Below are 26,281 nucleotides of genomic sequence, written 5' to 3'. Positions count from 1 at the left end.
CCGCGAAGGCGGGGACCCAAGTTTGCATGCGTTTTGACGGCTCGTCGAACTTGGGTTCCCGCCTACGCGGGAACGACGACAAGGCATCACATAAGACATAAGCAAAGGGATGCACAAATGATCGAGTCTCTCCACTACCTGCCGCGGGCAGGCGGCACGCACGACGCATTGTCCGAGCGCTTCACCGACCTGGCGCCGCCGCTCACGGCCCGCCAGGCCGCCATCGAAAGCGCCCGCTGCCTCTACTGCTACGACGCACCCTGCACGCGCGCCTGTCCGACCGGCATCGACGTCGCCAGCTTCATCCGCAACATCCACGACCACAACATCGATGGCGCCGCCACCACCATCCTGCAGGCCAACATCTTCGGCGGCAGCTGCGCGCGCGTGTGCCCGACCGAGATCCTGTGCGAAGACGCCTGCGTGCGCAACCACGATGCCGAAGGCCAGCCCGTGAAGATCGGCCTGCTGCAGCGCCATGCCATCGACAACGCGCAGTTCGACGGCCACCCGTTCAAGCGCGCCCCTTCGACGGGCAAGACCATCGCCGTGGTCGGCGCCGGCCCGGCCGGGCTGTCCTGCGCGCACCGGCTGGCCATGCTGGGCCATGACGTGGTCGTGTTCGAGGCGCGCGAAAAATCCGGCGGCCTGAATGAATACGGCATCGCCAAGTACAAGCTGCCCGGCGACTTCGCCCAGCGGGAAGTCGAATTCCTGCTGTCCATCGGCGGGATCGAGATCCAGCACGGCTACGCCCTCGGCCACAATCTGCAGCTGGCCGACCTGCACGCGCGCTACGACGCGGTGTTCCTCGGCCTCGGCCTGGCCGCCAGCCGCGAACTGGGCCTGACCGGCGAAAACGCCCCCGGCCTGGTGGCGGCGGTCGACTACATCGCCACGCTGCGCCAGTCGGACGACCTGTCCGCGCTGCCGGTGCCGCGCCGCGCCATCGTCATCGGCGCCGGCAATACCGCGATCGACATGGCGGTGCAATTGAAACGCCTGGGGGCCGAGGAAGTCACGCTGGTCTACCGCCGCGGCTTCGAGGCCATGAGCGCGACCGGCCACGAGATCGACATCGCGAAAGCCCACTTCGTGCGCATGCGCACCTGGGCCGCGCCGCTCGAAGTGCTGCTCGACGATGCCGGCCGGGTGCGCGGCATGCGCTTCGAGGAGACCCGCATGCAGGACGGCCGCCTGGTGGCCACCGGCGGCATCATCGAGATCGCCGCCGACGCCGTGTTCAAGGCGATCGGCCAGGGCATGGGACTGGCGGCGCTGGTCGACCCGCTGGCCCGGGAAATCGAACGTACCGACAAGATCGTCGTCGACGCCTGCCTGCGCACCGCGCTGCCGGGCGTCTATGCGGGCGGCGACTGCGTCGCGCCGGGGCAGGACCTGACGGTGCAGGCGGTCCAGCACGGCAAGCTGGCCGCGCTGGCCATCCATCACGACATCCAATCCAAAGCGGAGGCAGCATGGCCGACCTGAGCATCGATTTTTGCGGCATCAAGTCGCCGAACCCGTTCTGGCTGGCCTCGGCGCCGCCGACCGATAAAGCCTACAACGTGGTGCGGGCCTTCGAAGCCGGCTGGGGCGGCGTGGTGTGGAAGACCCTGGGCGAGGATCCGCCGGCGGTCAACGTCTCGTCGCGCTACTCGGCCCTGCACGGCAAGAATCGCGAAGTCATCGGCTTCAACAACATCGAGCTGATCACGGACCGCAGCCTGGCGCTGAACCTGGAAGAGATCACCGCGGTCAAGAAGGCCTGGCCTGACCGCGCCATGATCGTGTCGCTGATGCTGCCCTGCGAGGAAGCGCCGTGGAAGGAAATCCTGCCGCTGGTCGAGGCCACCGGCGCCGACGGCATCGAGCTGAATTTCGGCTGCCCGCACGGCATGCCGGAGCGCGGCATGGGCGCGGCCGTGGGCCAGCAGCCCGACCTGATCGAGCTGGTCACGCGCTGGTGCAAGACTTATACCAGGCTGCCGGTGATCGTGAAGCTGACGCCCAACATCACCGACGTGCGCGCGCCGGCGCGGGCGGCGCTGGCCGGCGGGGCCGATGCGGTCTCGCTGATCAATACGGTCAACTCGATCACCCACCTCGACCTGGACAATATGGTGGCTTATCCGGCGGTGGGCGGACGCAGCACCCATGGCGGCTACTGCGGCTCGGCCGTGAAGCCGATCGCGCTGAACATGGTGGCCGAGATCGCGCGCGATCCGATGACGAAGAACCTGCCGATCTCCGGCATCGGCGGCATCGGCAGCTGGAGCGACGCGGCCGAGTTCATCGCCCTGGGCGCCGGCTCGGTGCAGGTCTGCACCGCCGCCATGCTGCACGGCTTCCGCATCGTCGAAGAGATGAAGGACGGGCTGTCGCGCTGGATGGACCGCAAGGGCTACGAGAACATCGCCGCCTTCTCGCGCAAGGCCGTGCCCAACACCACCGACTGGAAATACCTGGACATGAACTACCAGGTCATCGCCAGCATCGACCAGGACAAGTGCATCCAGTGCGGCAAGTGCTACGTCGCCTGCGAGGACACGTCGCACCAGGCGATCGCGCGGCTGGTGGACGGCAATGCGCGCCGCTACGAGGTCAAGCCGGCCGACTGCGTGGGCTGCAACCTGTGCGAAATCACCTGCCCGGTCGAGAGCTGCATCACCATGGTGCCGCAGCCGACCGGCCTGCCGTACATGAACTGGACGCAGGATCCCCGCAATCCGCGGGCCGAAGTGGCGTAGGGTGGGCACTCCGTGCCCACGCGTGATGTTCGTGTATCGTTGGCGTCACGCGTGGGCGGAGGGCCGCCCACCCTACCATGGAGATTGAGTCGATGAACAACGACCTCTGGAACGAAGACCTGGCCCCGACCAATGCCGCCCAGCGCACCTGGCGCTGGTATCACTTCGCCGCCCTGTGGGTCGGCATGGTGATGTGCATTCCGGCCTATACGCTGTCCGCCAGCCTGATCGAGGCCGGCATGTCGGCCTACCAGGCCGTGGTCACGGTCTTCCTCGCCAATGCCATCGTGCTGCTGCCGATGCTGCTGATCGGGCATGCCGGCACCAAGTACGGGATTCCTTACGCGGTGCTGGCGCGCGCTTCCTTCGGCACGCGCGGGGCGCGGCTGCCGGCGCTGATGCGCGCCATCGTCGCCTGCGGCTGGTACGGCATCCAGACCTGGTTCGGCGGCAGCATGATCTACACGCTGCTGGGCGTGATGGCCGGGCACGAGATCGGCGGGGCGAAGATCGCCGGCCTCGGCATCAACGCCGCCCAGCTGGGGTGTTTTTTGGCGTTCTGGGCGGTCCAGTTCTATTTCATCGTCCATGGCATGAACGCGATCCGCAAGCTCGAAACCTATACGGCGCCGCTGAAGATCGCGATCTGCTTCGTGCTGCTCGGCTGGGTCTACCAGAAGGCCGGCGGCTTCGGACCGCTGCTCGATCAACCGTCTGCCTTCGTCGAAGGCGGCAAGAAGGCCGGCCAGTTCTGGCCCACTTTCTGGCCTTCGCTGACGGCCATGGTCGGCTTCTGGGCCACGCTGGCGCTGAACATCCCGGACTTCACCCGCTTCGCCCGCACCCAGCGCGACCAGGTGGTGGGCCAGACCATCGGCCTGCCGGTGCCCATGGGCCTGCTGGCGGCGCTGGCCGTGATCGTCACCTCGGCCACCGTGGTCCTGTACGGCAAGGCGCTGTGGGACCCGGTCGACCTGGCCAGCCGCATGACCGGCGCCGCCGTGCTGATCGCGCTGATCGTCCTGCTGGTCGATACCGTCAGCGTCAACCTGGCCGCCAACCTGGTCGGCCCGGCCTACGACTTTTCCGCGCTGGCGCCGCGCAAGATCTCCTACCGCACGGGCGGCTACCTGACCGCGGGGATCGCGCTGGCCATGATGCCCTGGAAGATCCTGGAATCGACCCAGGGTTATATCTTCACCTGGCTGATCGGCTACTCGGCGCTGCTGGGCCCCATCGCCGGGGTGCTGATCATCGATTACTACTTCATCCGCAAGACCGAGCTGGCGGTCGAGCAGCTGTACCGCGACGACGGCATCTATTCATACGGGAATGGCTGGAACACGGCCGCCATCGTCGCCTTCGTGGCCGGCGTGCTGCCGAACATTCCCGGCTTCCTGAACGCCGCCTTCCCGGAATCCTTCCCGGACGTCGGCGCCGCATTCAAGACCTTGTATACCTATGCTTGGTTCGTCGGCATCGCGATCGCCGCGGTGGTGTACGGCCTGATGATGAAGGGCAGGGCGGTGCCGGCCATGGCGGCCGCGCGCCCGCTCGATTGACGACCTACGTGGGCACGTGGCGCCCACCCTACAGGAGACCATGATGGCTGTATTGATTCGCGGTGGTACCGTCGTGAACGCCGACCGCGCGTTCTGTGCCGATGTGCTGTGCAGCGGCGACAAGATCGTCGCCGTCGGCGAGAACCTGGAGGCGCCGGCTGGCGGCACGGTGATCGACGCCGGCGGGCAGTACGTGATGCCGGGCGGGATCGACACCCACACCCACATGCAGCTGCCCTTCATGGGCACCGTCACCGCCGACGATTTCTATACCGGCACCGCGGCCGCGCTGGCCGGCGGCACCACCACCATCATGGACTTCGTGATCCCCGATCCGAAGCAGCCGCTGATGGAAGCCTTCCACACCTGGCGCGGCTGGGCGAAGAAGGCGGCCGCCGACTACACCTTCCACGTGGCCGTCACCTGGTGGGACGAGTCGGTGCACGCGGACATGGGGACCCTGGTAAGGGAGCATGGGGTGAACAGCTTCAAGCACTTCATGGCGTATAAAAACGCGATCATGGCCGACGACGAGACCCTGGTGAAGAGCTTCCGCCGCGCGCTCGAGCTGGGCGCGATTCCCACCGTGCACGCGGAGAACGGCGAACTGGTCTACCAGCTGCAGCGCGAGCTGCTGGCCAAGGGCATCCGCGGACCGGAAGCGCATCCGCTGTCGCGCCCACCCGCGGTGGAGGCCGAAGCGGCGAATCGCGCCATTGCGATTGCCGGCGTGCTCGGCACCCCGGTCTACATCGTGCACGTGTCCTGCGCCGAGTCGCTGGAAGCCATCGCCCGCGCCCGCGCGCACGGCCAGCGCGTGTACGGCGAAGCCCTGGCCGGCCACCTGGTGATCGACGACAGCGTCTACAACAACCCCGACCCGGCCTACGCCCGCGCGTTCGTGATGAGCCCCCCGTTCCGCTCCAGCCACCACCAGACCGCGCTGTGGCAGGGCCTGCAGGGCGGGAACCTGCACACCACCGCCACCGACCATTGCACCTTCTGCGCCGAGCAGAAGGCGGCAGGCGCCGACGATTTCACGCGCATCCCGAACGGCTGCGGCGGCGTCGAGGAGCGCATGGCCGTGGTCTGGGACGCCGGCGTCAACACCGGCCGCCTGACCCCCTCCGAATTCGTGAAGGTGACCTCGGCCAACGCGGCGCAGATCTTCAACATCTATCCGCGCAAAGGTGTCATCCAGGCGGGCGCCGATGCCGACATCGTGGTCTGGGACCCGGAGGCGACGCGCACCCTCTCAAGCGCGACCCAGCATTCGAAGGGCGGGTTCAATGTGTTCGAGGGCAGGACCGTGCGTGGGGTGCCGACGCATACCGTCGCCGCCGGTCGGGTGGCGTATGCGAACGGGGATTTGCGGGCGGAGGAGGGGGCTGGGCGTTACGTCGAGCGGCCTGCATTCACCGCGACTAGCGCCACCTAATCGTCATTCCCGCGAAGGCGGGCTGGTGCCCCCGGCACCAGCCCTCCAAGTTGGACGAGCCGACGTAAAGCATGCAGAACTTGGGTTCCCGCCTGCGCGGGAACGACGTGCTAACACAATAAGGACACACCATGACCGAACTCCGCATCAACGGCTCCCGCCTCTGGACCTCCCTGATGGACCTCGCCCAGATCGGCGCCACCGACAAGGGCGGCGTCAAGCGCCTCGCCCTGACGGACCTCGACCGCCAGGGCCGCGACCTGGTCGTCGAATGGGCGCGGGAAGCCGGCTTGAAAATCACGGTCGACAAGATCGGCAACGTCTTCATGCGCCGCGAAGGCACGAATCCGTCGCTGCCGCCCATCGTCACCGGCAGCCACATCGACACCCAGCCGACCGGCGGCAAATTCGACGGCAACTACGGCGTGCTGGCCGGCCTCGAAGTGGTGCGCACCCTGAACGACTTGCATATCAAAACCGAAGCCCCGATCGAAGTCGCCTTCTGGACCAACGAGGAAGGTTCGCGCTTCGTACCGGTGATGATGGGTTCGGGCGTGTTCTGCGGCGCCTTCAGCCTGGAGACGGCGTATGCGGCGCGCGACGTCGACGGCAAGAGCGTCGGCGAGGAGCTCGCCAGGATCGGCTACCAGGGAGAACAGACCCCGGGCGAGCACCCGATCGGCGCCTACTTCGAAACCCACATCGAGCAGGGCCCGGTGCTGGAAGACGAAGACAAGGTGATCGGCGTGGTGCCGGCCGTGATGGGCCTGTCCTGGTACGACTGCACGGTCGAGGGCATGGAAGCCCATGCCGGTCCGACCCCGATGCACCTGCGCCGCGACGCGCTGCAGGTGGCAACCGCCATCATGCAGGAGACGGTGGCGATCGCGAACCGCTACCCGCCCTATGGCCGCGGCACGGTCGGCATGGTGCAGGTCTTCCCCAACAGCCGCAACGTGATCCCGGGCCGGGTCAAGTTCAGCATCGACCTGCGCAACGTGAACGACGAACTCCTGAACACCATGCACGAGGAGATGACGGCCTTCATCCAGCGCACCGCCAGCGAGACCGGACTGAAGATCCAGCTCGAGCGCGTCTCCTACTATCCGCCTTGCCCCTTCCACCCGGATTGCGTGGGCGCGGTGCGCAAGGCCGCCGCCACGCTGGGGTATTCGACCATGGACGTGGTCTCGGGCGCCGGCCACGACGCGATCTATGTGGCGCGCCTGGCGCCGGCCGGGATGATCTTCGTGCCCTGCAAGGACGGCATCAGCCACAACGAAATCGAAGACGCCCGCCCGGACCACCTCGAAGCCGGCTGCAACGTGCTGCTGCACGCGATGCTGGAAAGGGCGGGGGTGGTGGAAAGCTGATGCGGGCGGTGCGCACGCAAGCGTGCGGCGCGTCGGGCGGAATTGTTGCAGACTAGTAACAATTTCGCTTCGGATGTTTCTTTCACTCCGAAGCTGAGGAAGTCGTAGCATACTGTTCAAAGCTGCTACGCCGATTCTCAGTCCCCGACGGGTGTTTGACGATGCTGACTGGACATTACGAAACACCGCTGGTCCTGATTTCCATCCTGGTCGCGATCGCGGCTTCCTACGCCGCGCTCAGCCTCGCCGGCCGCGTCAGCGAGTCGCGCGGGCGCGCCGTCGTCGCCTGGGTCTTCGGCGGCGCCATCGCCATGGGCTCGGGCATCTGGGCCATGCACTTCGTCGGCATGCTGGCCTTCCGCCTGCCGATCCCGATCGCCTTCGACCTGCCGCTGACCCTGGCCTCGCTGCTGCTGCCGGTCGCCGCTTCCTGCCTGGCCCTGTGGCAGGTCAGCCGCGCCGAGCTGGGGCGGGCGCGCCTGGCCGTCAGCGCGGTCCTGATGGGCATCGGCATCAATGCCATGCACTACACCGGCATGGCCGCCATGCGCATGGAGCCGGGCATCGTCTACGACCCGTGGCTGTTCGCGCTGTCGGTGGCGATCGCGATCGCAGCCTCCGGCCTGGCCTTGTGGATCGCCTTCCGCCTGCGCCACAACGTGCCGCACGTGTGGCTGCCGCGCGTGGGCGCGGCGGCGGTGATGGGCGCCGCCATCGTCGGCATGCATTACACCGGCATGGCCGCCGCCAGCTTCCCGCTCGACAGCATCTGCATGGCCGCGCGCGGCGGCGTCAATCACGACGGCCTGGCGACCCTGGTCGTGATCGCGACTTTCGGCGTGCTGGGCTTCGCCATGCTGGCATCGCTGTTCGATGCGCGCCTGGAAGCCAATGCGCGCGTGCTCGAGATCTCGCAGGCCACCGCCGCCGAGCGCGAGGACCTGCTCATGCGCGAGCGCGCCGCGCGCGACGAGGCCGAGCGCCTGAGCGCCCTGAAGGACGAATTCCTGGCCACGCTCTCGCACGAACTGCGCACCCCGCTCAACGCCATCCTCGGCTGGGCCAGCATGCTCCAGCGCGGCGTGAAGGACGAGGACACCGTCAGGCGCGGCCTCGAGACCATCGAGCGCAATGCGCGCGCCCAGGGCCAGCTGATCGACGACCTGCTCGACATGAGCCGCATCATCTCCGGCAACCTGCGCCTGGACGTGCAGCTGATCGAGCCGGACAAGGTGGTCGAGGCGGCCCTGGGCACCGTGCACCCGGCGGCGGTGGCCAAGCGCATCGACTTGCGCGTGGACCTCGCCCGTGGCCTTGGCGCCGTGCTGGGCGACCCGAACCGGCTGCAGCAGGTGATGTGGAACCTGTTGTCGAACGCGGTCAAGTTCACGCCCAACGGCGGCATGGTGCAGGTGATGCTGGGCCGCGACGGCCAGGACGCGGTGATCCGCGTGGCCGATTCCGGCATCGGCATCGAGCCCGATTTCCGGCCCTATGTGTTCGACCGCTTCCGTCAGCAGGATGCCTCGATCACCCGCAAGCACGGCGGCCTGGGACTGGGCCTGTCGATCGCGCGCCAGCTGATCGAGCTGCACGGCGGCACCATAGGCGTCGCCAGCCCGGGCACGCATGCCGGCACCACCTTCACCGTGCGCCTGCCGCTGGCCGAACCCGAGGCGGCGCCCGCGCCGCAGCCCGCCGCCGCGCCGCGCGCGCAGGCGCAGGGCGAACTGGCCGGCGTCAAGGTGCTGCTGGTGGACGACGCCACCGACACCCTCGACGTGCTGCAGCAGATCCTCCAGCACAGCGGCGCCACCATCATGGCCGCGTCCAGCGCCGGCAAGGCCCTGGCGCTGCTGGAGCGCGAGCGGCCCGACGTGATCGTCAGCGACATCGGCATGCCGGACGTCGACGGCTTCGAGCTGATCCGCCGTATCCGCCGCCGTTCGGCCGGCGCCGGCGGCGCCATCCCGGCGATCGCGCTGACCGCTTTCACGCGCCAGGACGACCGCAACCGGGCGATGCAGGCCGGCTTCAACGACTACCTCGCCAAGCCGGTCGAACCGGGCTCGCTGGTGGCGCATATTGCACAGGCGGTGGGCCCGCGTGGTGCCGCCGTCAGCGAGGCTGGCCCCCGAACGCTGTCACCACAAAAATAAGGCGATGTACTGATCTATATCATGTACCGACGAGTATTTGAGGTGTCTCATACACATTCATAGCCGGTCTGATCCAGGAGATCCAAGTGGAACAGGGAGTCATGCTCGTCGTCTCGTGCGCCGCCTGCGCCGTCCTGATTCTTCTCCTGACGGCGGTGCTGGCGGCCCGGCGCCGGGACCGCACTGCCTTCCACGAATTGCTGGCCCGCTCCCGTACCGAGTTCGACGCCATGGAAAAGGCCTACCTGGATGCGCCGCTGGGCCTGGCCATGCTCGACCGCGACCTGCGTTACCTCCGCATCAACCGCCACCTTGCGAACATCAACGGCTTGGCCATCGAAGCGCACATCGGCAAATCCGTAGAGGAGATCGTCCCCGACCTGGCGCCGCAGGTGCGGGAACGCTTCGGCGAAGTGCTCCGGACCGGCAAGCCCCTGATCGGCGCGGTCCTGGCCGGGAAGACCGGCTCGCAGCCCGGCGTCGAGCGTTTCTGGCGCGAAAACGTTTATCCCATCCTCGGGCCGGATGGCGCGGTGGTCGGGGTGACCGTGACCGTCGAGGAATGCACCTGCGAGAAGCGCCTCAACGACGCGCTGCACGATAGCGAACGCCGCGAACGCGAACGCGCCGCCGAACTGGAGGCGCTGATGGACGCGGTGCCGGCCGCGATTTTCATGACCCGCTCGCCGCGATGCGAAAACGTCACCGGCAACCGTGAAGTCACGCGCATCCTGCGCATGCGGCCGGACGAGCGTTTTTCGCTGGCCTCGCCGGGCGAACGTCCGTACAAGCTGCGCCGCCACGGCAGGGACTGCGCCCTCGACAGCCTGCCCCTGCAAATGGCGGCGGCCGGCATTCCGGTGCGCGGCGACGAACTCGAGGCGCATTTCGAGAACGGCGACGTGGTGCACATCCTGGTCAATGCCGCGCCGCTGCGCGATGCCGCCGGCGAACTGGCCGGCGCCGTCAGCTCCTTCGTCGACATCACGGACCAGAAGCGGGCGGCCAGCCTGCTGCGCGAAGACAGCCTGCGCAAGGACGAGTTCATCGCCACGCTTGCTCACGAGCTGCGCAATCCGCTGGCCGCGATCCGCACCGCGCTCGATCTCATGAAGATATCGCCGCCGGGGGCGCCGGCGATCGCGCAGACGCGCGAGATCATGGACCGCCAGCTCCATCACCTGGTGCGCCTGATCGACGACCTGCTCGACGTCAGCCGCATCAATTGCGGCAAGCTGGAACTGGTGAAAGAAAGCGCAACGGTCGCCCAGGTGATCGAGAGCGCCCTGCAGGTCAGCAGTCCCTGCATCGCCGCGGCCGGCCACACGCTCGAGCTCAGCATGCCGCCCGAAACATGCCGCGTGAAGGTCGACCGGGTCAGGATCGAGCAGGTGCTGACCAATCTGCTGACCAATGCCGCCAAGTACACGCCGCCCGGCGGCCGCATTCGCGTGAGCGCCAGCGCAGAAGGCAGGCTGGCCGTGATCCGCATCGCCGACAATGGCATCGGCATCGACCCGGCCACCTTGCCGACCCTGTTCGAAGTCTTCACTCAGGCCGAATCCGGGCGCGCCATGCGGCGCGGCGGGATCGGCATCGGCCTGTGCCTGGCGCGCCGGCTGGTGACCCTGCATGGCGGCTCGCTCGCGGCCAGTAGTGCGGGGCCGGGCCAGGGGACCACCTTCACGATCCGCCTGCCGCTATGTGCGGCGCCGCAGCCGGCCCGGACGCCGCCGCCGCCGGTCCGGCCGGCCGCGCAGGACCGGGACCCGTCCGCCGTCCGCCGCCGCATACTGGTGGTCGAGGACAACCCGGACCTTGCAAGCGCCTTCGCGATGCTGGTGACGAGCTGCGGCCACGAGGTCGAACTCGTGCACACGGGGGCCTCGGCGATCGAGCGCGCAGCCGTGTTCCGGCCCGAGCTCGTGTTCCTGGACCTGGGCTTGCCCGACATCGGCGGCTGCGAGGTGGCCCAGGCATTCCGCCAGGATGAAAGCATGCGCGGCGCCGTCCTGGTCGCCGTGACCGGCTGGGGAGCCCTGAACGACCGCGAGGCCACTCGTCGCGCCGGCTTCGACATGCACCTGGCCAAGCCGGTCGGCATCGATGCGATCAGAAAGGTGCTGGCGGACCTGCCCTTGGCGCGCGTTGCCGAACCGGCCTGATGACCGGTCCTCATTGCCGTTAATCAAATACGGCCTCGAAGCGGGCGCGCACACTGATCGATGCTGTTCCATCCTTCAGTGCCACTTCAGCGAGGTCTACATGGTCAAACTCCCAGGCAGCGTGCCGGCCCCCATGGCCGATGCGCAGTCGATCGGCCCAGTGCCGGCCGACGAACGATTCCAGATCACCGTGGTGCTGCGGCCGCGCGCGGCCCCGCCGCTGCATGCGGTGCAGGCCGAGCTGGCGCGCCGCCAGTACCTGACGCGCGAACAATACGCGGCCCGGCATGGCGCCAGCGCCGAGGACATGGACGCCGTCGAGGCCTTCGCGCGCAAGGCCGGCCTGGCGGTGGTCGAGCGCCGCCCGGCCGCGCGCAGCATCGTCCTGTCGGGCACCGCGGCCCAGGTGAGCGCGGCCTTCCAGACCGGCATCGAGCGGGTCGAGCATGCGGCCGGCATCTCGCGGCGCCGCACCGCGCCCATCCACCTGCCGCCGGAACTCGGCGATATCGTCGAAGGCGTGTTCGGCATCGAGGACACGCCCATCGCCCGGCCCTACTACCGCTTCTCGACGCCGGTGATGCAGGCCGCCGAGGAGCGCGCCGCGGCGGCAGCCTTCACCCCGCCCGACATCGCTGCACTCTACGACTTCCCGCAGGGGCTGGACGGCAGCGGCCAGTGCATCGCCATCATCGAGCTGGGCGGCGGCTACCGGAGCACGGACCTGAACACTTATTTCCGCAGCCTGAACCTGCCGGCGCCGAAGGTGACGGCGGTCTCGGTGGACGGCGGCCGCAACAGCCCTTCGCTGCCGTGGAGCGCGGATGCCGAGGTGATGCTCGACATCGAGATCGCCGGGGCGGTGGCGCCGGGCGCGTCGATTGCCGTCTACTTTGCGCCGAACAGCGAGCAGGGCTTCGTCGACGCCATCGGCGCCGCAGTGCACGACAGCGTCAACAAGCCCTCGGTGATTTCGATCAGCTGGGGCGCCCCGGAAAAGGACTGGACGGAGCAGGGCCTGCAGGCCATGGATCAGGCCTTCCAGGCCGCGGTCGCGCTGGGCGTCACGGTGTGCTGCGCCTCGGGCGACGCCGGCTCGAGCGACCAGAATCCGCAGAACGGTACGCCGGACGGCCTGGCGCACGCCGACTTCCCGGCTTCCAGCCCCTATGTGCTGGCCTGCGGCGGCACCCGCCTGCTTGCGAGCGGCGGCGGCATCGCCAGCGAAACGGTGTGGAACGATGACGTCCGGACCAGCGCCACCGGCGGCGGCGTCAGCGACGTGTTCGACCTGCCGGCTTACCAGGATGGCGCGAACGTGCCGCGCTCCGCCAACCAGGGCAGGCGCATCGGCCGCGGCGTGCCGGACGTCGCCGGGAATGCCTCACCGTCCACCGGCTATCGCGTGCGCGTGGACTTCCTGAACTTCGTGGTGGGCGGCACCAGCGCGGTCTCGCCACTGTGGGCCGGCCTGGTGGCGCGCTTCAACCAGCGCCTGCAAACGCCGGTCGGCTGGCTCAATCCGCTGCTCTACGGGCCGGTGGCGGGCAAGGGCGCCTTCCACGACATCGACGCCGGGAACAACGGCGCCTATGCGGCGGCGCCGGGCTGGGACGCCTGCACCGGCTGGGGATCGCCGATCGGCAGCAAGCTGCTGGCGGCACTCGGCGGCTAGAGCGCCAGGCGCGCAATGGTCGTGTTGCGTGCGCGTACGTACGGACGGCCGCGGCGCCGTCCGGCACAGTGCACGCATGAACTCCCGAGACGCCGAACCTGCCCTTGACGTATCCGGCGACAAGCCATCGCCGGAAGCCTCGGCCTGGCTGTCGAAGCTGGGGCCGGGGCTGATCACCGGGGCGGCCGACGACGATCCGAGCGGCATCGCGACCTATTCGCAGGCCGGCGCCCGCTTCGGCTTCAACCTGCTGTGGACCCTGCTGCTCACCTACCCGCTGATGGTAGCGATCCAGATGATCAGCGCCCACATCGGCCGGGTCACGGGACGCGGGCTGGCCACCAACCTGCAGCGCTTCGCGCCGCGCCGGCTGGTCTGGCTGATCGTCGGCCTGCTGCTGGTCGCGAACGTCATCAACATCGCGGCCGACATCGCGGCCATGGGCGACGCCATGGTGCTGGTCGCCCCCGGCAAGGCGCAGTGGTATGCGGTCGGTTTCGGCCTGCTGTCGGTGCTGCTGCAGGTGTTCATCCCCTACCAGCGCTATGTCAACCTGCTGAAGTGGCTGACCCTGGTGCTGCTGGCCTATGTCGCCACCGTGTTCGTGGTGCGCGTGCCCTGGGCCGAGGTGCTGCGCTCGACGGTCTGGCCGCAGCCGGCCTGGCACAAGGAATACCTGACCACGATCGTCGCCGTGTTCGGCACCACCATCAGTCCCTACCTGTTCTTCTGGCAGGCCGCCCAGGAAGTCGAGGAGTTGCGCGCGGACGCCGACGCCCAGCCGCTGCGGCGCGCGCCGGAACAGGTCAAGTCCCAGTTCCGGCGGATCCGCTTCGACACCCTGGTCGGCATGGCGGTCTCGAACCTGGTCGCTTTCTTCATCATGCTGACCACGGCGACGACCCTGCATGCGCATGGCGCGGTCGACCTGCAGTCCTCGGCGCAGGCGGCGTCGGCGCTGAAGCCGGTGGCCGGCGAACTGGCCTTCGTCCTGTTCGCGGCGGGCATCGTCGGCACCGGGCTGCTGGCGATTCCGGTGCTGGCCGGCTCGGCGGCCTATGCGATGGCCGGCACCTTCCACTGGAAGAGCAGCCTGGATAGCACATTCTCGGCGGCGCGCAAGTTCTACGCCATCATCATCGTCGCCACCCTGGCCGGCGTCGGCATCAACTTCGTCCCCATCGATCCGATCAAGGCGCTGTACTGGAGCGCGGTGCTGAACGGCGTGATCGCGGTGCCGGTCATGGTGATCATGATGGCGGTGGCGTCCAGCACCCGGATCATGGGCGCCCTGAAAATCAGGGGCCGCCTGCGCGCGCTCGGCTGGCTGTGCACCGGCGTGATGGCGCTCGCGGTGCTGACCATGTTCGGCGCCGAGTTCCTGTACTGAGGCGGCGGCCGGCTACAGGAAGTTGGTCTCGCGTTCCGGCGTGGCGCCGATGCGGTGGATGGACAGGTCGGCGCCGTCGAATTCCTGCTCGGCGTCGAGGCGCAGGCCCACCGTCTTCTTCAGCACACCGTACACGATCCAGCTGCCCAGCCCCGACACCAGGATGCCGAGCACGGTGCCGAACAGCTGCGACACCAGCGACACGCCGCCCAGGCCGCCCAGCGCACGGCTGCCGAATATCCCCGCCGCGATGCCGCCCCAGGCCCCGCACAGGCCGTGCAGCGGCCACACGCCCAGCACGTCGTCGATGCGCCAGCGGTTCTGCGCCAGCGTGAACAGCGACACGAAGATGGCGCCGGCCACCGCGCCGGTGACCAGCGCGCCGAGCGGATGCATCAGGTCCGAGCCGGCGCACACCGCCACCAGGCCGGCCAGCGGGCCGTTGTAGACGAAGCCGGGATCGTTGCGGCCCATGACGAAAGCGGCGAGGGTGCCGCCGGTCAGCGCCATCAGCGAGTTCACGGCGACCAGGCCGTTCATCTTGTCCAGGGTCTGCGCGCTCATGACGTTGAAGCCGAACCAGCCCACGGTCAGGATCCAGGCGCCCAGCGCCAGGAACGGGATGTTCGAGGGCGGGTGGGCGGCGATGCGGCCGTCCTTCGCATAGCGCCCGCGCCGCGCGCCCAGCAGCAGCACCGCCGGCAGCGCGGCCCAGCCGCCCACCGCATGCACCACCACCGAGCCGGCGAAGTCGTGGAAGGGCGCGCCGAAGCTGCCCTGCAGCCAGTGCTGGAAGCCGAAGCGCTTGTTCCAGACGATCCCCTCGAAGAAGGGGTAGATGAAGCCGACCAGCACGAAGGTGGCGGCCATCTGCGGATGGAATTTGGCGCGCTCGGCGATGCCGCCCGAGATGATGGCCGGGATCGCCGCCGCGAAGGTCAGCAGGAAGAAGAACTTCACGAGCGCGTAGCCATTCTTGGCCGTCAGCGTGTCCGTGCTGCCGAAGAAGTGCACGCCATAGGCGATGCCGTAGCCGATGAAGAAGTAGGCGATGGTCGAGACGGCGAAGTCGATCAGGATCTTCACCAGCGCGTTCACCTGGTTCTTGCGGCGCACCGTGCCCAGTTCGAGGAAGGCGAAGCCGGCGTGCATCGCCAGGATCATGATCCCGCCGAGCAGGATGAAGAGCGCGTCGGCCCCGGTTTTATAGGCATCCATGCATGGTTTCCAAAAAAGTGCAGTTCGCTTGCCAGAGCACTTCTTGATAGCAATAAGCGTTCCAATTTGGTGAAAGAGGGACGCCGGGATGCACTGCCGCCGCGCAGGCGGGGGCAAACGCCCCGCCCGGGTGCGCGCGCACCGCCGCGGTGCGCGCGTGCGCCAAAATGGGCTATTGCAGGTCGATGCGGCCGTAGGCGCCGTGCGCTTCGTCGCCGGGGCCGGCGGTGTAGAACAGGGTATTGGTGGGCTGGCTGTTCACGCCGGGGCCGAAGGCGATGCCCCACAGGCCGTCGATGACGATGGGCGCGCCGCCGCTGCGCGACAGGGCGCCGGCGAAGGCGCCGGTGTCGGCATTGAAGGCATTGATCTTGCCGTCGCCGAAGTTCGCCACCAGCAGCATGTTGCTGGCGCCGCCGAAGTTGGCCGGCGCCATCGCCAGGCCCCAGGGCGCGTTCAGGGCGCCGCCATTGCCGATCAAGCGCTTCACCAGGGCGCCGCCGGCATCGAACACGTCGACGATGCCCAGGCCCGCGCCCTTGGTCTCCTCGCTGCCGCCTGCCGCGCGCTGCGCATAGGCGACGTAGATGCGCCCGCCGATGGCCTGGATGCCGAAAGGCGCATAGCCGGTCGGCAGGCTGGGATCGCTGAAGCTGCCGCCGGGGAGCGTGACCGGCTTCCAGGTGCTGTCGTAGACGTCGACGCGGCCGTTGCGGAAATCGGCCGCGTAAAGATAGCTCGCGCCCAGGTAGCTGGCGGTGGCGAGGCCCTTGTAGACCGCGCCGCTGGCGCCGGTATCGACGGCGACGATGGCATTGGTGCGGTTGACCGCCGGCGACCAGCCGGACAGCGTGCCGTTCTCGCTGGCGAAGATGAAGGCGCTGCCGCCGCTGACGCCGTTCTGGCTGACCTGGAAGGTGGCGCCGCTGTTGAAGACGATCCCGGTCGGATTCGATGTGCCGGCGCTGCCCGGCGGGATCGCGACCACCAGGGTCTGCGGCACGCCGTTGCCGTCGTACAGGGTCGAGGTGGCGCTGCCATTGTTCGCCACCCAGACGAAGCCGGCCGGGTTGAAGGCGATGCCCCAGGCGTTGACCAGCTTGGGATCCGTGTGCTCGGCGCCGGCGCCGCTGTCCGCCACCAGGCTGCGGGTGGCGAAGGCGCTGGCGATGGTGGGCGTGACCGCGGGCGGCGTCATTGCCGCCGGCATGTTGTCGTTGCCGCCGCCACCGCAGGCGGCGAGGGCGGCGGCCAGGGCGGCGCCGAACAGGCCGGCCTTGAGGCAGGCGGCCGCTTTGAATTGGGTGCTCATGATGACTCCTGTCAGGTGGAAGGGCATCTCGTTAATGCCGTCCCGGCCCTGCAAGGTTCAATAACTCAGAAGCGGATACCGGCGCTGCCTGTGAGCGCGCGTGCGCGCGGCGCCCCGCTGCCCGCCTGGCGCAGGAGCGTCTGCCAGCCCAGTTGCAGGGTGAGATCGCCCAGCGTGGCGGCCAGCCCCACGCGCAGGTCGGCGTGGGTATCCGGATCGCTGCCGAAGCGGTGCATCAGGCCCGCGTGGAAGGTCAGCCTGAGGCGCTCGCCGAGCGGGTGGAAGGCATTCAGGTCGAGGTAGGCGCTGGGGGCCGCGCCGTAGTAGGCGGGAGAGAGGAACAGGCGCGCGCTGGCGCGGTCCAGCGCCAGGCCGGCGTGGACTTCGTCGTAGTCGTACTCGTGGTCGCGCGAGAAGCTGGCGCGGCTGATGCCGGCGTCCCAGCTGAGACCCGAAGGCAGCCGCCCGGCGCGGCCGCCGTACGCGATCAACTCGGTCTGGCTGCCGTCGCCGAGGGTGGCCGGCGACACGAAGCCGCCCAAATACCAGCCGCCGGGCGCATCGTGGTCGACCCGCAGTTGCAGCGCCGGATGGGCGCCCAGTGAAATGCCGCGCACCGCGTACTCGGACACCAGGCCCAGGTTGCCGCTGGTCTGGGCGGCGGCCGGCCATGCGGCGCAAGCCAGCGACAGACAGGCGGCGGCGCGCACGCCGCGGGTGCTTAATGGAGAAGTTCGGCTGTCGTTGCGGCGGTCGAGGGACATAAGCAGACGCATGCTCCGGCGGCGCGCGCAATGGTCGCGCATGCGTCTATGCTACCAGCTTGCTCCTGCCGCGCGCCGCCAGCCTGTGCGACCAGGCTGGTGCGCGCCGCCGTCACGAAGGCGCGCCGCCATGGCGAGGGCGGCGCCGGGCGCAGCTCGACCAGCAGCGCGGCCAGGCCGACAACCTGGGCCGCGGCGTACGAGGAGCCGGACACCATGCCCCAGCGCGCGCCCGGCAGGGTGGCGGGAATGTCGGCGCCGGGCGCCTGCAGGGCGCCTGCGGGCAGGAAGCGCCGGTCGCCGCTTGCCGTCACCGCGATCACGCCGGGATACGCGGCCGGAAAACCGCCGTCGGCGCGCTCCGGATCGACCGCGCCGACCACGGCGATGCCGCGCGCCAGGGCGGTCTCGATCAGGGCCTGCAGCAGCCGGTCCGGCGGCCCGCCCAGGCTGAGGTTGATCACCCGCGCATCGTTGATGACGGCGAAGTGCAGGGCCTTGCCCAGGGTGAAGCTGTTGCAGCGTGTCTCCTGGCGCGCGATCTCCCAGCAGGCGCGCAAGGCCATCAGCCGTGCCTGCGGGGCGACCCCGGCGATGCCCAGGCCGTTGCCGGCGCGCGCGGCGATGATGCCGGCCACCGCGGTGCCATGGCTTTCGGCGGCATCAGCGACCGTATCGACGAAGTTCTGGCGCAGCGCCACCTGCCCGGCCAGGTCAGGGTGAGTGGCGTCGACGCCGCTGTCGATCACCGCCACCATCACCTTGCGCCCGGTGCTGGCGCGGTGCAGCTCGGCCAGGCGCCAGGCGTGCGCCGCCGGCTGCAGGGGCAGCAGCGGATCGCCGCCGCGCCCCCCGGCGCCGTCCAGGCCGCGGTAATCGTTGACCGCTTGCGCCCAGGCCACGCGCGGATCGCCCCCGAGCGCGTCGAGCACGCGCGCCAGCGGCGCGCTGCCCGGGTCTTCCATCACGAAGCAGTCGATGCCGATGGCCGGCATCGGCCAGTCGTCCACCAGCTTGAGTCCATAGGCGGCCGCCAGCTCGGTGGCCTGGCGCCGCCGCGCGGCGCGGGTGCCGTCGTCCGCATAGCCGCCACCGTAGCTGCTGTCCGGCCGGTAGTGCGGCGGCGGCAGGCGCAGCATCACCAGCAGCTGGCGCGAGGCGCCGGCCGCCTGCGCGCCGGCCGCGATGGCTTCGGTGGCTTCGGCGGCCCGGGCGCCACCGGGCAGGGCGCAGCAGCCCAGGCAGCACGCCAGCAGGACGGCGAACAGCGGTTTCAAGGCTGCTGCTCCGCGGCCAGCGCTTCGGCCAGCACCACGGCCGGCTCCGCGCGCAGCCTGGCCAGCACGGCCTTCGTGTCGGCGCCATCGACCAGCCAGGCGTCGCCGGCGGTCGGCCCGCCGGCCAGGTGGCCGCCGCTGTCGCGCACGATGCGGCGCAGCTCGCGTTCCGGCGTCTCCGGGCGGAACACGACCACGATGCCGCTCGATACCGGGGCGGCGGCGCCGAGGCCGCGGTAGGCGCTGTCCTGCAGGCGGTCCGGGCGGACCAGCAGCAGGGCCAGCACGGCGATCAGGCCGGCCTGCAGCGCGACCGCATGGCGCAGCCAGCTGCGGTCGTTGGCGGCGAGGCGCGCGCGCCAGCGTTCCAGCAGGCCGGCCGGCGCCGCGGGCGCAAGCGGGCCCGCGGCCGGTTCCAGGCGCGGCAGCATGCGCGCGAAGGCGCGTTCGACGTCGCAGGCGGGCGCAGAACCGGGGCCGGCGACACGCACGGCCAGCAGCAGCTCGAACTCCTCGCGGCAGCGGGCGCAGCTGCCCAGGTGGGCGCGCAGGCGCTCGGCGTCCTCGCTGTCCAGGGTGCCGTTGATCAGCCACGGCAGGGCGTCCTGCGCTTCGATTTCGGTCATGTCCTGCCCTCCAGTTGCCGCCCCAGCAGCACGGCCAGGCGCCGGCGCGCGTGGAACAGGCGCGTCTTGACCGTGTTGACGGGGCATTCCATGATATCCGCGATCTCCGCATACGCCATGTCGTGATAGAAGCTCAGCTGGAAGGCGGCGCGTTGTTCCAGCGGCAGCGCGGCGAGCGCGGCGTCGACCGCATGGCCGAGGCTCAGTTGCTCGAATTGCCAATCCGGCTGCCAGCTCGCATCGCCTTCACGGGCTTCCTCGATGGATTCCAGCGGCTCATCCAGCCCGTGCAAGGCCTTGCAGGCCTTGCGGTAGGCGATCGCGAACACCCAGGTCGAGACCTTGCAGCTGCCGTCGTAGCTGCCCGCCTTCTGCCACACGACCAGCATCGTATCGTTGACGAGCTCCTCGATCAGCGGGACGCTGCGCGTCATGCGGTGCAGGAAGCGCGTCAGGCGCGGAAAGTAGGCGCGGTACAGGCATTCGAAGGCGCGACGGTCCGCGGCCGCGACACGGCCGAGCAGCTCCGCCTCCCCATCCGTCTGCCTGTCGCGCATTCGGTCTCCTCTGTTGACGGTGAATACCCCCAAGCCGCCAAAAGGTTCAAACGGTTCAGCGGTAGCGGCGTAAAAAGTCGAGCAGCACCCGCGCCGCGATGTCGGCATCGTCCGCCGTCATGGTCTCCAGCGGATTATGGCTGATACCGCCGTTGCCGCAGCGCGTGAACAGCATCGCGACCTCGGTGACGGCCGCCATCGCCATCGCATCGTGGCCGGCGCCCGACAGCAGGTCGAAGCGCGGCAGGCCGGCGCGCTGCACCGCCTCGCCCAGCCGGTCCATCAGGCGCGGCGCGCAGGGCGCGGCCTCGGCTTCGACCAGCTGCTCGACGGTGAATTCGATGCCGCGCCGCGCGCAGATGGCGGCGATGCCGTCCATGACATCCCGCACGGCCGCGATGCGCCCGTCGTCAAAAGCCGAGCGGATGTCGAGCGACAGGCGGCAGCGGCCCGGCACCACGTTGACCGAGCCGTCCGGCACCTGCAGCTGGCCGACGGTGCCGACCAGCGCGGCTTGCCCCGAGCAGCGCTGCTCGACCAGCAGCACGATCTCGGCCGCCGCCGCCGCGGCATCGCGCCGCATGGTCATCGGCGTGGTGCCGGCGTGGCTGGCCAAACCTTCCAGCTCGACCAGGTAGCGCGAGCTGCCGGCGATGGCCGTGACCACGCCCAGCGGCAAGCCCTTCTCCAGCAGCACCGGTCCCTGTTCGATGTGGACTTCGACGTAGCCGAGCAGGCCGGCCGGGTCGCGCGCGATGGCCGGGATCTGCTGCGGGTCGTGGCCGGCCTGCAGCAGGGCTTCGCGCATGGTGACGCCGCCGGCATCCTGGCGCTCCAGCAGGGACAGGTCGAAATGTCCGGTGACCGCGTGGCTGCCGAGGAAGGTGGAACGGAAGCGCACGCCTTCCTCTTCCGCGAAGCCGATGACTTCGAGGTGATAGGGCAGGCGTTCGCCGCGCCGGTGCAGTTCACGCACGATCGCGATCGGCAGCAGGATGCCGAGGCGGCCGTCGTACTTGCCGCCGTTGCGCACGGTGTCGTAGTGCGAGCCGGTGATCAGCGTTTTCGCAGCCGGATCGATGGCGGCGTAGCGGCCCGCCACGTTGCCGGCGGCGTCGACGTGCACGTCCATCCCGGCCTGGCGCATCCAGTCCGCCAGCTTTGCCGCGGTCTGCCGGTGGGCGGGCGTCATGTAGGCGCAGGTCAGGCCCTGCTCGTCGTCGGAGATGGCGCCGATCTCTTCGGCCCATGCCATGATGGCCGGACCGAAGGCGAGTTCCACGCCCAGCAGCGCGTTGAGGCGGATCTCGGCGATGCGGTGCACCTGGCGCAGCGCTTCCTGCAGCTCGTCCTGGCGCCGGTGCTTGAGGCGGCGTTCGAAGGTGGCGATGATGGCCTGGCGCGTCAGCCCCTTGCCGGTCGGGCCTTTCACGGCGAGGATGAAGGGGAAGCCGAACCTGTCGTTGTAGGCGGCGTTCAGGCGGTGCAGGCTCGCGAACTCCTCGGCGCTGCAGCGGTCCAGGCCGGAGGCGGCCTGCTCGCCGGTCGACTCGAGCGTCAGCTCGCCCGCGATCGCCGCCTTGCCTGCCAGCTCGGGGTGGGCGCGCAGCAGGGACAGCTGCTCGTCCTCGGCGGCTTGCGTGACGGCGTGCTGCAGCGCCAGCTTGAGGGCGGCCAGGGTCGCGAAGGGGCGCCGGGCGGCGGCGCGTTCGGGGATCCAGGGCGAGTGCTCGTAGATGCCGCGCAGGGTGTCGACGAAGGTGGCGGTGTCGCAGCTGTTCAGGTGGTCGAGTGTCGTCATGATGGGATGATAAATCCTGCAAGTGTCGCGCTCATATGCTAACCCTGATCATGGATATATGTTCGATTACGGCTTGACCAATGCCTTCGCGGCGGCCGTGACCTGATCCCGCAACCACTTGTGCTCAGTCGACTGATGCACCCGCTGGTGCCACAGCTGGTAGAAGCGCATCGGCGGGAACTTGATCGGCACCGTGAAATTCTTCAGCGGCAGCGTGCGTTCGTAGAAGCGGATGAACTGGCGGCCGGTGGTCAGCACCAGGTCGGTCTGGGTCAGCATGTAGGGGATCAGGCCGAAGTAGGGCGACTCGACCGCCACCTTGCGCTGCAGGCCTTCGCGCTCCAGGAAGGAATCGATGACGCCGTGGTAGCCCGGCAGCATGGGCGAGGGCGCCACGTGCGGCAGGCTGAGATAGTCCTCGAGCGTCATCGCATCGCCGGCGGTACGTTTGGCGTAGGCGCTGTCGGCGCGCATGGTGCAGATGATCGGGTCCTCGAACAGCTTGGAGATGTGCAGGTGGGCCGGCGGCTCGTCCCAGTTGGCGATCACCAGGTCGATCTCGCCGTCGGACAGCATGCGCAGGTAGTCCGTGCCCGCCCCCAGGTGGTGGATGGACACCTTGCTGTTCGGCGCGCCGCGGCGGATCGAGGCCACCACGCTGGGCAGGAACTGGGTGTCCAGGTAGTCGGGTGCGGCGATGTGGAAGGTGCGTTCCGCCTCCTCCGGCACGAAGGGCGACTTCTTGATGAACAGGCTCTCGGTCTCGTCGAGAATGCGCTTGGCCGGCTTCAGCAGGCTCTCGCCGTGCTGGGTCGGCACCATGCCGCGCGCGCCGCGCACCAGCAGCGGATCGCCGGTCAGCTCGCGGAGTTTACGCAGCGAGGCCGAGATCGAGGGCTGCGGCTGGTTCAGTTTGAGAGCCACGCGCGACACGTTCTTCTCCACCAGCAGCAGGTAGAGGATGCGGATCAGGTGCAGGTCGAGGTGCTGGGGCAGGCTGCTCATTGGAAGATTCGTATATGCGTGTGCTTATGTCGAATATACGGTATTTTTCATGTTGAATAAATGGAAACCGGTTTATCTTGTGGTAATCGCGCGTGCAAAGGGATGTAAATGGACTACCTGCTTCCGTATGGCCTCGAGTGGATGAACCTGCTGGTTCGCTGGCTGCACATCATTACCGGCATCGCCTGGATCGGCGCTTCCTTCTATTTCGTCTGGCTCGACAACTCGCTGCGCCCGCCGGCGCCCGGCGGCGAACTGGCGAAGAAGGGCGTGGCCGGCGAGCTGTGGGCGGTGCACGGCGGCGGCTTCTACAACCCGCAAAAATACCTGGTCGCGCCCGCCGAGCTGCCGGCCGACCTGCACTGGTTCAAGTGGGAAGCCTATTCGACCTGGCTGTCGGGCTTCGCGCTGCTCACCATCGTTTATTACTTCAACGCCCAGGCCATGATGGTCGACCGCGGCGTGGCCGACCTGTCGAGCTGGCAGGCGGTCGGCATCGGCATCGGCAGCCTGGTCGTCGGCTGGGTGGTCTACGATCTGCTGTGCCGCTCGAAGCTGGGCAAGCACGACCTGGCCTTCGGCGCCGTCGTCTTCGCGCTGCTGGTCGGCGCCACCTGGGTGCTCACGCATTGGCTGAGCGGGCGCGCGGCCTACATCCACGTCGGCGCGATGATCGGCACCATCATGGTCGCCAACGTGGCGATGGTGATCATCCCTGGCCAGCGCAAGATGGTGAATGCGATGATCGCCGGCGACAAGCCCGACCCGATCTACGGCATCCGCGGCAAGCAGCGCAGCGTCCATAACAACTACTTCACGCTGCCGGTGCTGTTCATCATGATCAGCAACCACTTCGCGATGACCTACCGCCACGAGCATGCCTGGGCGGTGCTGGCCGGGATCATGCTGGCCGGCGTCTTCATCCGCCATTTCTTCAACCTGCGCCACAAGGGCCGCGTCGAATGGCAGTACCCGGTAGTGGGCGTGGTGCTGCTGCTGGCGGTGGCGATTGCGATTGCGCCGAATCCGCCGGCTGCATCGGCCGCGGCGGCAGGCGCCAACGCGGGCGCCCGGTTTGCGCAAGTCCAGGGCATCATCCAGCAACGCTGCGTATCCTGCCATGCGGCGCATCCGACGCAGCCGGGCTTCGCCACCGCGCCGGCCGGCGTGACGCTGGACGATCCGCACGGGATCGCGCAGAACGCCCAGCGCATCTACCAGCAGGCGGTGCAGCTGAAGGCTATGCCGCTGGCGAACATGACCAACATGACGGACGCCGAACGCGCGCAGCTTGCGGCCTGGTTCGAGTCCGGCGCACGGATGAATTAACTGAGCAGGAATGAATTGAATGGAACAGGCACAAGAAAAACTGCTGCAGTGGATCGACGCCCACTTCGATGAAGAGGTGGCCTTCCTGCAGGAGATGATTCGCATCCCGACCGACACCCCGCCCGGCAACAACGCGCCGCACGCGGAGGCGGTGGCCGACAAGGTGGCGGCCTGGGGCTGGCAGGCCGAGAAGCACGCCGTTCCCGAAGACCGGGTGCGCGACTACGGCATGCAGAGCATCACCAACCTGATCGTGCGCCGGCCCTATGCCGCGGGCGGCCCGACCGTGGCCCTGAACGCCCACGGCGACGTGGTGCCGCCGGGCGAGGGCTGGAGCAAGCCTCCCTACGGCGGCGTGATCGAGGATGGCTTCATCTACGGCCGCGCGGCGGCGGTGTCGAAGAGCGACTTCGCCACCTTCATCTTCGCCACCCGCGCACTCGAAGCGCTGGGCGCACCCTTGAAGGGCGCACTGGAGCTGCACTTCACCTACGACGAGGAATTCGGCGGCCTGCTCGGACCGGGCTACCTGCTGGAGCGGGAGCTGACCAGGCCCGACTTCGTGATCGCCGCCGGCTTCGCCTACGACATCGTCACCGCCCACAACGCCTGCCTGCAGCTGGAGATCACGGTGCACGGCAAGGCCGGCCACGGCGCGATGCCGGAGACCGCCATCGATGCGCTGCAGGCCGCGACGCGCATCCTGAACGCCATCTACGGCCAGTTGCCCGAGCTTAGGAAGATCAAGTCGCAAGTTCCCGGCATCGATTCCCCCACCATGCTGGTCGGCCGCATCGACGGCGGCACCAACACCAACGTCGTGCCGGGCAAGGTGGTGATGAAGATGGACCGCCGCATGATTCCGGAAGAGGACCCGGTGGCGGTCGAGGCCCAGGTGCGCGCGCTGATCGAGGATGCGGTGAAGGACTGCCCCGGCATCCGCCTGGAGATCCGCCGCCTGCTGCTCTCGCACGCGCTGCGTCCGCTGCCGGGCGGCCAGCGGCTGGTCGAGAGCCTGCAGCGCAACGGCCAGGCCGTCATGGGGGAAGCGCCGCAAGCCAGGGGCACGCCGCTGTATGCGGACGCGCGCCTGTACGGCGAGCGCGGTATTCCGGCCGTGCTGTACGGCGCCGGCCCGCGCACCGTGCCCGAATCGAATGCCAAGAAGGCGGACGAGAAGCTGGCGCTGGAGGACTTGCGCAAGGCGACCAAGGTGGTGGCGCTGACGCTGCTCGATCTGCTGGGAGCTTGAAGGCGCCGGCCGGCGCGGTGACAATGCGAGGATTTTCAGGGCCTCTTGCTTGCTATCCTGCTGATCTTTCGAACGGATAGCAAAGAGATCGGCCATGAACATCGCAATCTTCGTCCTGCCGGTGCTGCTGGTGCTCCTGCTGCTCATGCGGCTGGTGCTTGGCCAGGCAAGGAAGCGCCGGCCGGAGGCGGCCTACAAGCCGCGCCCCATCATGACGGAGAACGAGCTGGAGTTTTTCGGCAGGCTGGTCGCGGCCCTGCCCGAGCATTACATCTTCCCCCAGGTTGCGATGTCGGCTTTGATCGAATCCGCCAACACCGACCGCAAGCAGGCGTTCGGCGACCGCCAGCGCATCGCGCAGCAGCGCATCGACTACGTGGTCTGCAACAAGCGCTGCGAAGTCGTGGCCGTGGTCGAGCTGGACGACCGGACCCATGCCAAAGTCAAGGACCAGGTTCGCGACGGGCGCCTGGCGCAGGGCGGCTACAGGACGGTCCGGTTCCAGTCGCGCCAGAAGCCGCCGGCGGCCGAGATCCGCGCCGCCATCCTGCCGCCCGTGTCAGCTCCAACTCCAGCCGCGGCGCCGGCCCCGGCCGCCGATCCGCTCGCAATCAGCTGAGCGGGCGCC

The 26,281-nt window shown here is 68.7% G+C and carries 20 protein-coding genes; 12 read left to right on the top strand and 8 right to left on the bottom strand.

Features of this window, described 5'->3' with window-relative positions; genetic code table 11:
- The first annotated feature begins 117 nt into the window (after positions 1–117).
- The 9 genes from ACFPO9_RS20540 (at position 118) to ACFPO9_RS20500 (ending at position 14,512) form a co-directional block, all read left to right on the top strand.
- Positions 118–1,491, top strand: a complete 1,374-nt coding sequence (locus ACFPO9_RS20540; protein ID WP_379774223.1) for an NAD(P)-dependent oxidoreductase — start codon at positions 118–120, stop codon at positions 1,489–1,491.
- Positions 1,479–2,750, top strand: a complete 1,272-nt coding sequence (gene preA, locus ACFPO9_RS20535) for an NAD-dependent dihydropyrimidine dehydrogenase subunit PreA (RefSeq protein ID WP_379774220.1) — start codon at positions 1,479–1,481, stop codon at positions 2,748–2,750. Before ACFPO9_RS20540 ends, preA begins: the two co-directional genes overlap by 13 nt.
- A 92-nt stretch (positions 2,751–2,842) precedes the next feature.
- Positions 2,843–4,312 carry an NCS1 family nucleobase:cation symporter-1 gene (locus ACFPO9_RS20530; RefSeq protein ID WP_379774218.1) on the top strand — a complete coding sequence of 490 codons (1,470 nt, stop codon included), beginning with the start codon at positions 2,843–2,845 and terminating at the stop codon, positions 4,310–4,312.
- A 43-nt stretch (positions 4,313–4,355) separates the two neighbouring features.
- On the top strand, positions 4,356–5,750 hold the full coding sequence (gene hydA / locus ACFPO9_RS20525) for a dihydropyrimidinase (protein WP_379774215.1): 1,395 nt from the start codon (positions 4,356–4,358) through the stop codon (positions 5,748–5,750).
- 131 nt (positions 5,751–5,881) lie between these two features.
- Complete coding sequence (locus ACFPO9_RS20520) at positions 5,882–7,123, top strand: Zn-dependent hydrolase (RefSeq protein WP_379774213.1); 1,242 nt, start codon at positions 5,882–5,884, stop codon at positions 7,121–7,123.
- A 161-nt stretch (positions 7,124–7,284) separates the two neighbouring features.
- Positions 7,285–9,282 (top strand): MHYT domain-containing protein, encoded by a 1,998-nt coding sequence (locus ACFPO9_RS20515; RefSeq protein ID WP_379774210.1) that lies wholly within the window; start codon positions 7,285–7,287, stop codon positions 9,280–9,282.
- Positions 9,283–9,368: 86 nt separating this feature from the next.
- Positions 9,369–11,447: a hybrid sensor histidine kinase/response regulator gene (locus ACFPO9_RS20510; RefSeq protein WP_379774207.1), complete on the top strand. Its 2,079-nt coding sequence runs from the start codon at positions 9,369–9,371 to the stop codon at positions 11,445–11,447.
- 100 nt (positions 11,448–11,547) lie between these two features.
- The gene (locus tag ACFPO9_RS20505; RefSeq protein WP_379774204.1) at positions 11,548–13,122 is read left to right on the top strand and encodes a S53 family peptidase; all 1,575 of its coding nucleotides are present in this window, start codon (positions 11,548–11,550) and stop codon (positions 13,120–13,122) included.
- A 76-nt stretch (positions 13,123–13,198) separates the two neighbouring features.
- Complete coding sequence (locus ACFPO9_RS20500; protein WP_379774202.1) at positions 13,199–14,512, top strand: NRAMP family divalent metal transporter; 1,314 nt, start codon at positions 13,199–13,201, stop codon at positions 14,510–14,512.
- Between the two features lie 12 nt (positions 14,513–14,524).
- On the opposite strand, the gene ACFPO9_RS20495 is transcribed toward ACFPO9_RS20500, so the two are convergent.
- From ACFPO9_RS20495 to ACFPO9_RS20460, 8 genes are all read right to left on the bottom strand, one after another.
- The gene (locus ACFPO9_RS20495; protein ID WP_379774200.1) at positions 14,525–15,730 is read right to left on the bottom strand and encodes an ammonium transporter; all 1,206 of its coding nucleotides are present in this window, start codon (positions 15,728–15,730) and stop codon (positions 14,525–14,527) included.
- Between the two features lie 172 nt (positions 15,731–15,902).
- The gene (locus ACFPO9_RS20490) at positions 15,903–17,042 is read right to left on the bottom strand and encodes a TIGR03118 family protein (protein ID WP_379774198.1); all 1,140 of its coding nucleotides are present in this window, start codon (positions 17,040–17,042) and stop codon (positions 15,903–15,905) included.
- Between the two features lie 65 nt (positions 17,043–17,107).
- Positions 17,108–17,806: a TorF family putative porin gene (locus ACFPO9_RS20485; protein ID WP_379774196.1), complete on the bottom strand. Its 699-nt coding sequence runs from the start codon at positions 17,804–17,806 to the stop codon at positions 17,108–17,110.
- Positions 17,764–19,083 carry a S8 family peptidase gene (locus tag ACFPO9_RS20480; RefSeq protein ID WP_379774194.1) on the bottom strand — a complete coding sequence of 440 codons (1,320 nt, stop codon included), beginning with the start codon at positions 19,081–19,083 and terminating at the stop codon, positions 17,764–17,766. Before ACFPO9_RS20480 ends, ACFPO9_RS20485 begins: the two co-directional genes overlap by 43 nt.
- Positions 19,080–19,709, bottom strand: a complete 630-nt coding sequence (locus ACFPO9_RS20475; protein ID WP_379774192.1) for a zf-HC2 domain-containing protein — start codon at positions 19,707–19,709, stop codon at positions 19,080–19,082. The genes ACFPO9_RS20480 and ACFPO9_RS20475 overlap by 4 nt, the downstream gene beginning before the upstream one ends.
- A complete protein-coding gene (locus ACFPO9_RS20470; protein ID WP_379774190.1) occupies positions 19,706–20,266 on the bottom strand; it encodes an RNA polymerase sigma factor in 561 nt (186 codons plus the stop codon). The genes ACFPO9_RS20475 and ACFPO9_RS20470 overlap by 4 nt, the downstream gene beginning before the upstream one ends.
- Before the next feature lie 55 nt (positions 20,267–20,321).
- A complete protein-coding gene (locus ACFPO9_RS20465) occupies positions 20,322–22,067 on the bottom strand; it encodes an allantoate amidohydrolase (RefSeq protein ID WP_379774187.1) in 1,746 nt (581 codons plus the stop codon).
- 66 nt (positions 22,068–22,133) lie between these two features.
- Positions 22,134–23,072 (bottom strand): LysR substrate-binding domain-containing protein, encoded by a 939-nt coding sequence (locus ACFPO9_RS20460; protein ID WP_379774184.1) that lies wholly within the window; start codon positions 23,070–23,072, stop codon positions 22,134–22,136.
- Positions 23,073–23,180: 108 nt separating this feature from the next.
- Between ACFPO9_RS20460 and ACFPO9_RS20455 the strand changes: the two genes are divergently transcribed.
- The 3 genes from ACFPO9_RS20455 (at position 23,181) to ACFPO9_RS20445 (ending at position 26,272) form a co-directional block, all read left to right on the top strand.
- Positions 23,181–24,401, top strand: a complete 1,221-nt coding sequence (locus tag ACFPO9_RS20455; protein ID WP_379774182.1) for a urate hydroxylase PuuD — start codon at positions 23,181–23,183, stop codon at positions 24,399–24,401.
- A 19-nt stretch (positions 24,402–24,420) separates the two neighbouring features.
- Entirely contained in the window at positions 24,421–25,653 is a 1,233-nt protein-coding gene (locus ACFPO9_RS20450) for an ArgE/DapE family deacylase (protein WP_379774179.1), read from the top strand.
- 94 nt (positions 25,654–25,747) lie between these two features.
- The gene (locus ACFPO9_RS20445) at positions 25,748–26,272 is read left to right on the top strand and encodes a DUF2726 domain-containing protein (RefSeq protein ID WP_379774176.1); all 525 of its coding nucleotides are present in this window, start codon (positions 25,748–25,750) and stop codon (positions 26,270–26,272) included.
- The last annotated feature ends 9 nt before the right edge of the window (positions 26,273–26,281 follow it).

It is taken from the genome of Massilia aerilata (assembly GCF_042656905.1).
Taxonomy (GTDB): Bacteria; Pseudomonadota; Gammaproteobacteria; order Burkholderiales; family Burkholderiaceae_D; genus Telluria; species Telluria aerilata.
Note: the sequence above shows the minus strand (reverse complement) of the source record. Positions and strands in the feature narration are given on the sequence as shown.

Coding starts and splice junctions, on each gene's coding strand:
- ACFPO9_RS20540 (WP_379774223.1), top strand. CDS start 118: ATGATCGAGTCTCTCCACTACCTGCCGCGGGCAGGCGGCACGCACGAC.
- preA (WP_379774220.1), top strand. CDS start 1,479: ATGGCCGACCTGAGCATCGATTTTTGCGGCATCAAGTCGCCGAACCCG.
- ACFPO9_RS20530 (WP_379774218.1), top strand. CDS start 2,843: ATGAACAACGACCTCTGGAACGAAGACCTGGCCCCGACCAATGCCGCC.
- hydA (WP_379774215.1), top strand. CDS start 4,356: ATGGCTGTATTGATTCGCGGTGGTACCGTCGTGAACGCCGACCGCGCG.
- ACFPO9_RS20520 (WP_379774213.1), top strand. CDS start 5,882: ATGACCGAACTCCGCATCAACGGCTCCCGCCTCTGGACCTCCCTGATG.
- ACFPO9_RS20515 (WP_379774210.1), top strand. CDS start 7,285: ATGCTGACTGGACATTACGAAACACCGCTGGTCCTGATTTCCATCCTG.
- ACFPO9_RS20505 (WP_379774204.1), top strand. CDS start 11,548: ATGGTCAAACTCCCAGGCAGCGTGCCGGCCCCCATGGCCGATGCGCAG.
- ACFPO9_RS20500 (WP_379774202.1), top strand. CDS start 13,199: ATGAACTCCCGAGACGCCGAACCTGCCCTTGACGTATCCGGCGACAAG.
- ACFPO9_RS20495 (WP_379774200.1), bottom strand. CDS start 15,730: ATGGATGCCTATAAAACCGGGGCCGACGCGCTCTTCATCCTGCTCGGC.
- ACFPO9_RS20490 (WP_379774198.1), bottom strand. CDS start 17,042: ATGAGCACCCAATTCAAAGCGGCCGCCTGCCTCAAGGCCGGCCTGTTC.
- ACFPO9_RS20485 (WP_379774196.1), bottom strand. CDS start 17,806: ATGTCCCTCGACCGCCGCAACGACAGCCGAACTTCTCCATTAAGCACC.
- ACFPO9_RS20475 (WP_379774192.1), bottom strand. CDS start 19,709: ATGACCGAAATCGAAGCGCAGGACGCCCTGCCGTGGCTGATCAACGGC.
- ACFPO9_RS20470 (WP_379774190.1), bottom strand. CDS start 20,266: ATGCGCGACAGGCAGACGGATGGGGAGGCGGAGCTGCTCGGCCGTGTC.
- ACFPO9_RS20465 (WP_379774187.1), bottom strand. CDS start 22,067: ATGACGACACTCGACCACCTGAACAGCTGCGACACCGCCACCTTCGTC.
- ACFPO9_RS20460 (WP_379774184.1), bottom strand. CDS start 23,072: ATGAGCAGCCTGCCCCAGCACCTCGACCTGCACCTGATCCGCATCCTC.
- ACFPO9_RS20455 (WP_379774182.1), top strand. CDS start 23,181: ATGGACTACCTGCTTCCGTATGGCCTCGAGTGGATGAACCTGCTGGTT.
- ACFPO9_RS20450 (WP_379774179.1), top strand. CDS start 24,421: ATGGAACAGGCACAAGAAAAACTGCTGCAGTGGATCGACGCCCACTTC.
- ACFPO9_RS20445 (WP_379774176.1), top strand. CDS start 25,748: ATGAACATCGCAATCTTCGTCCTGCCGGTGCTGCTGGTGCTCCTGCTG.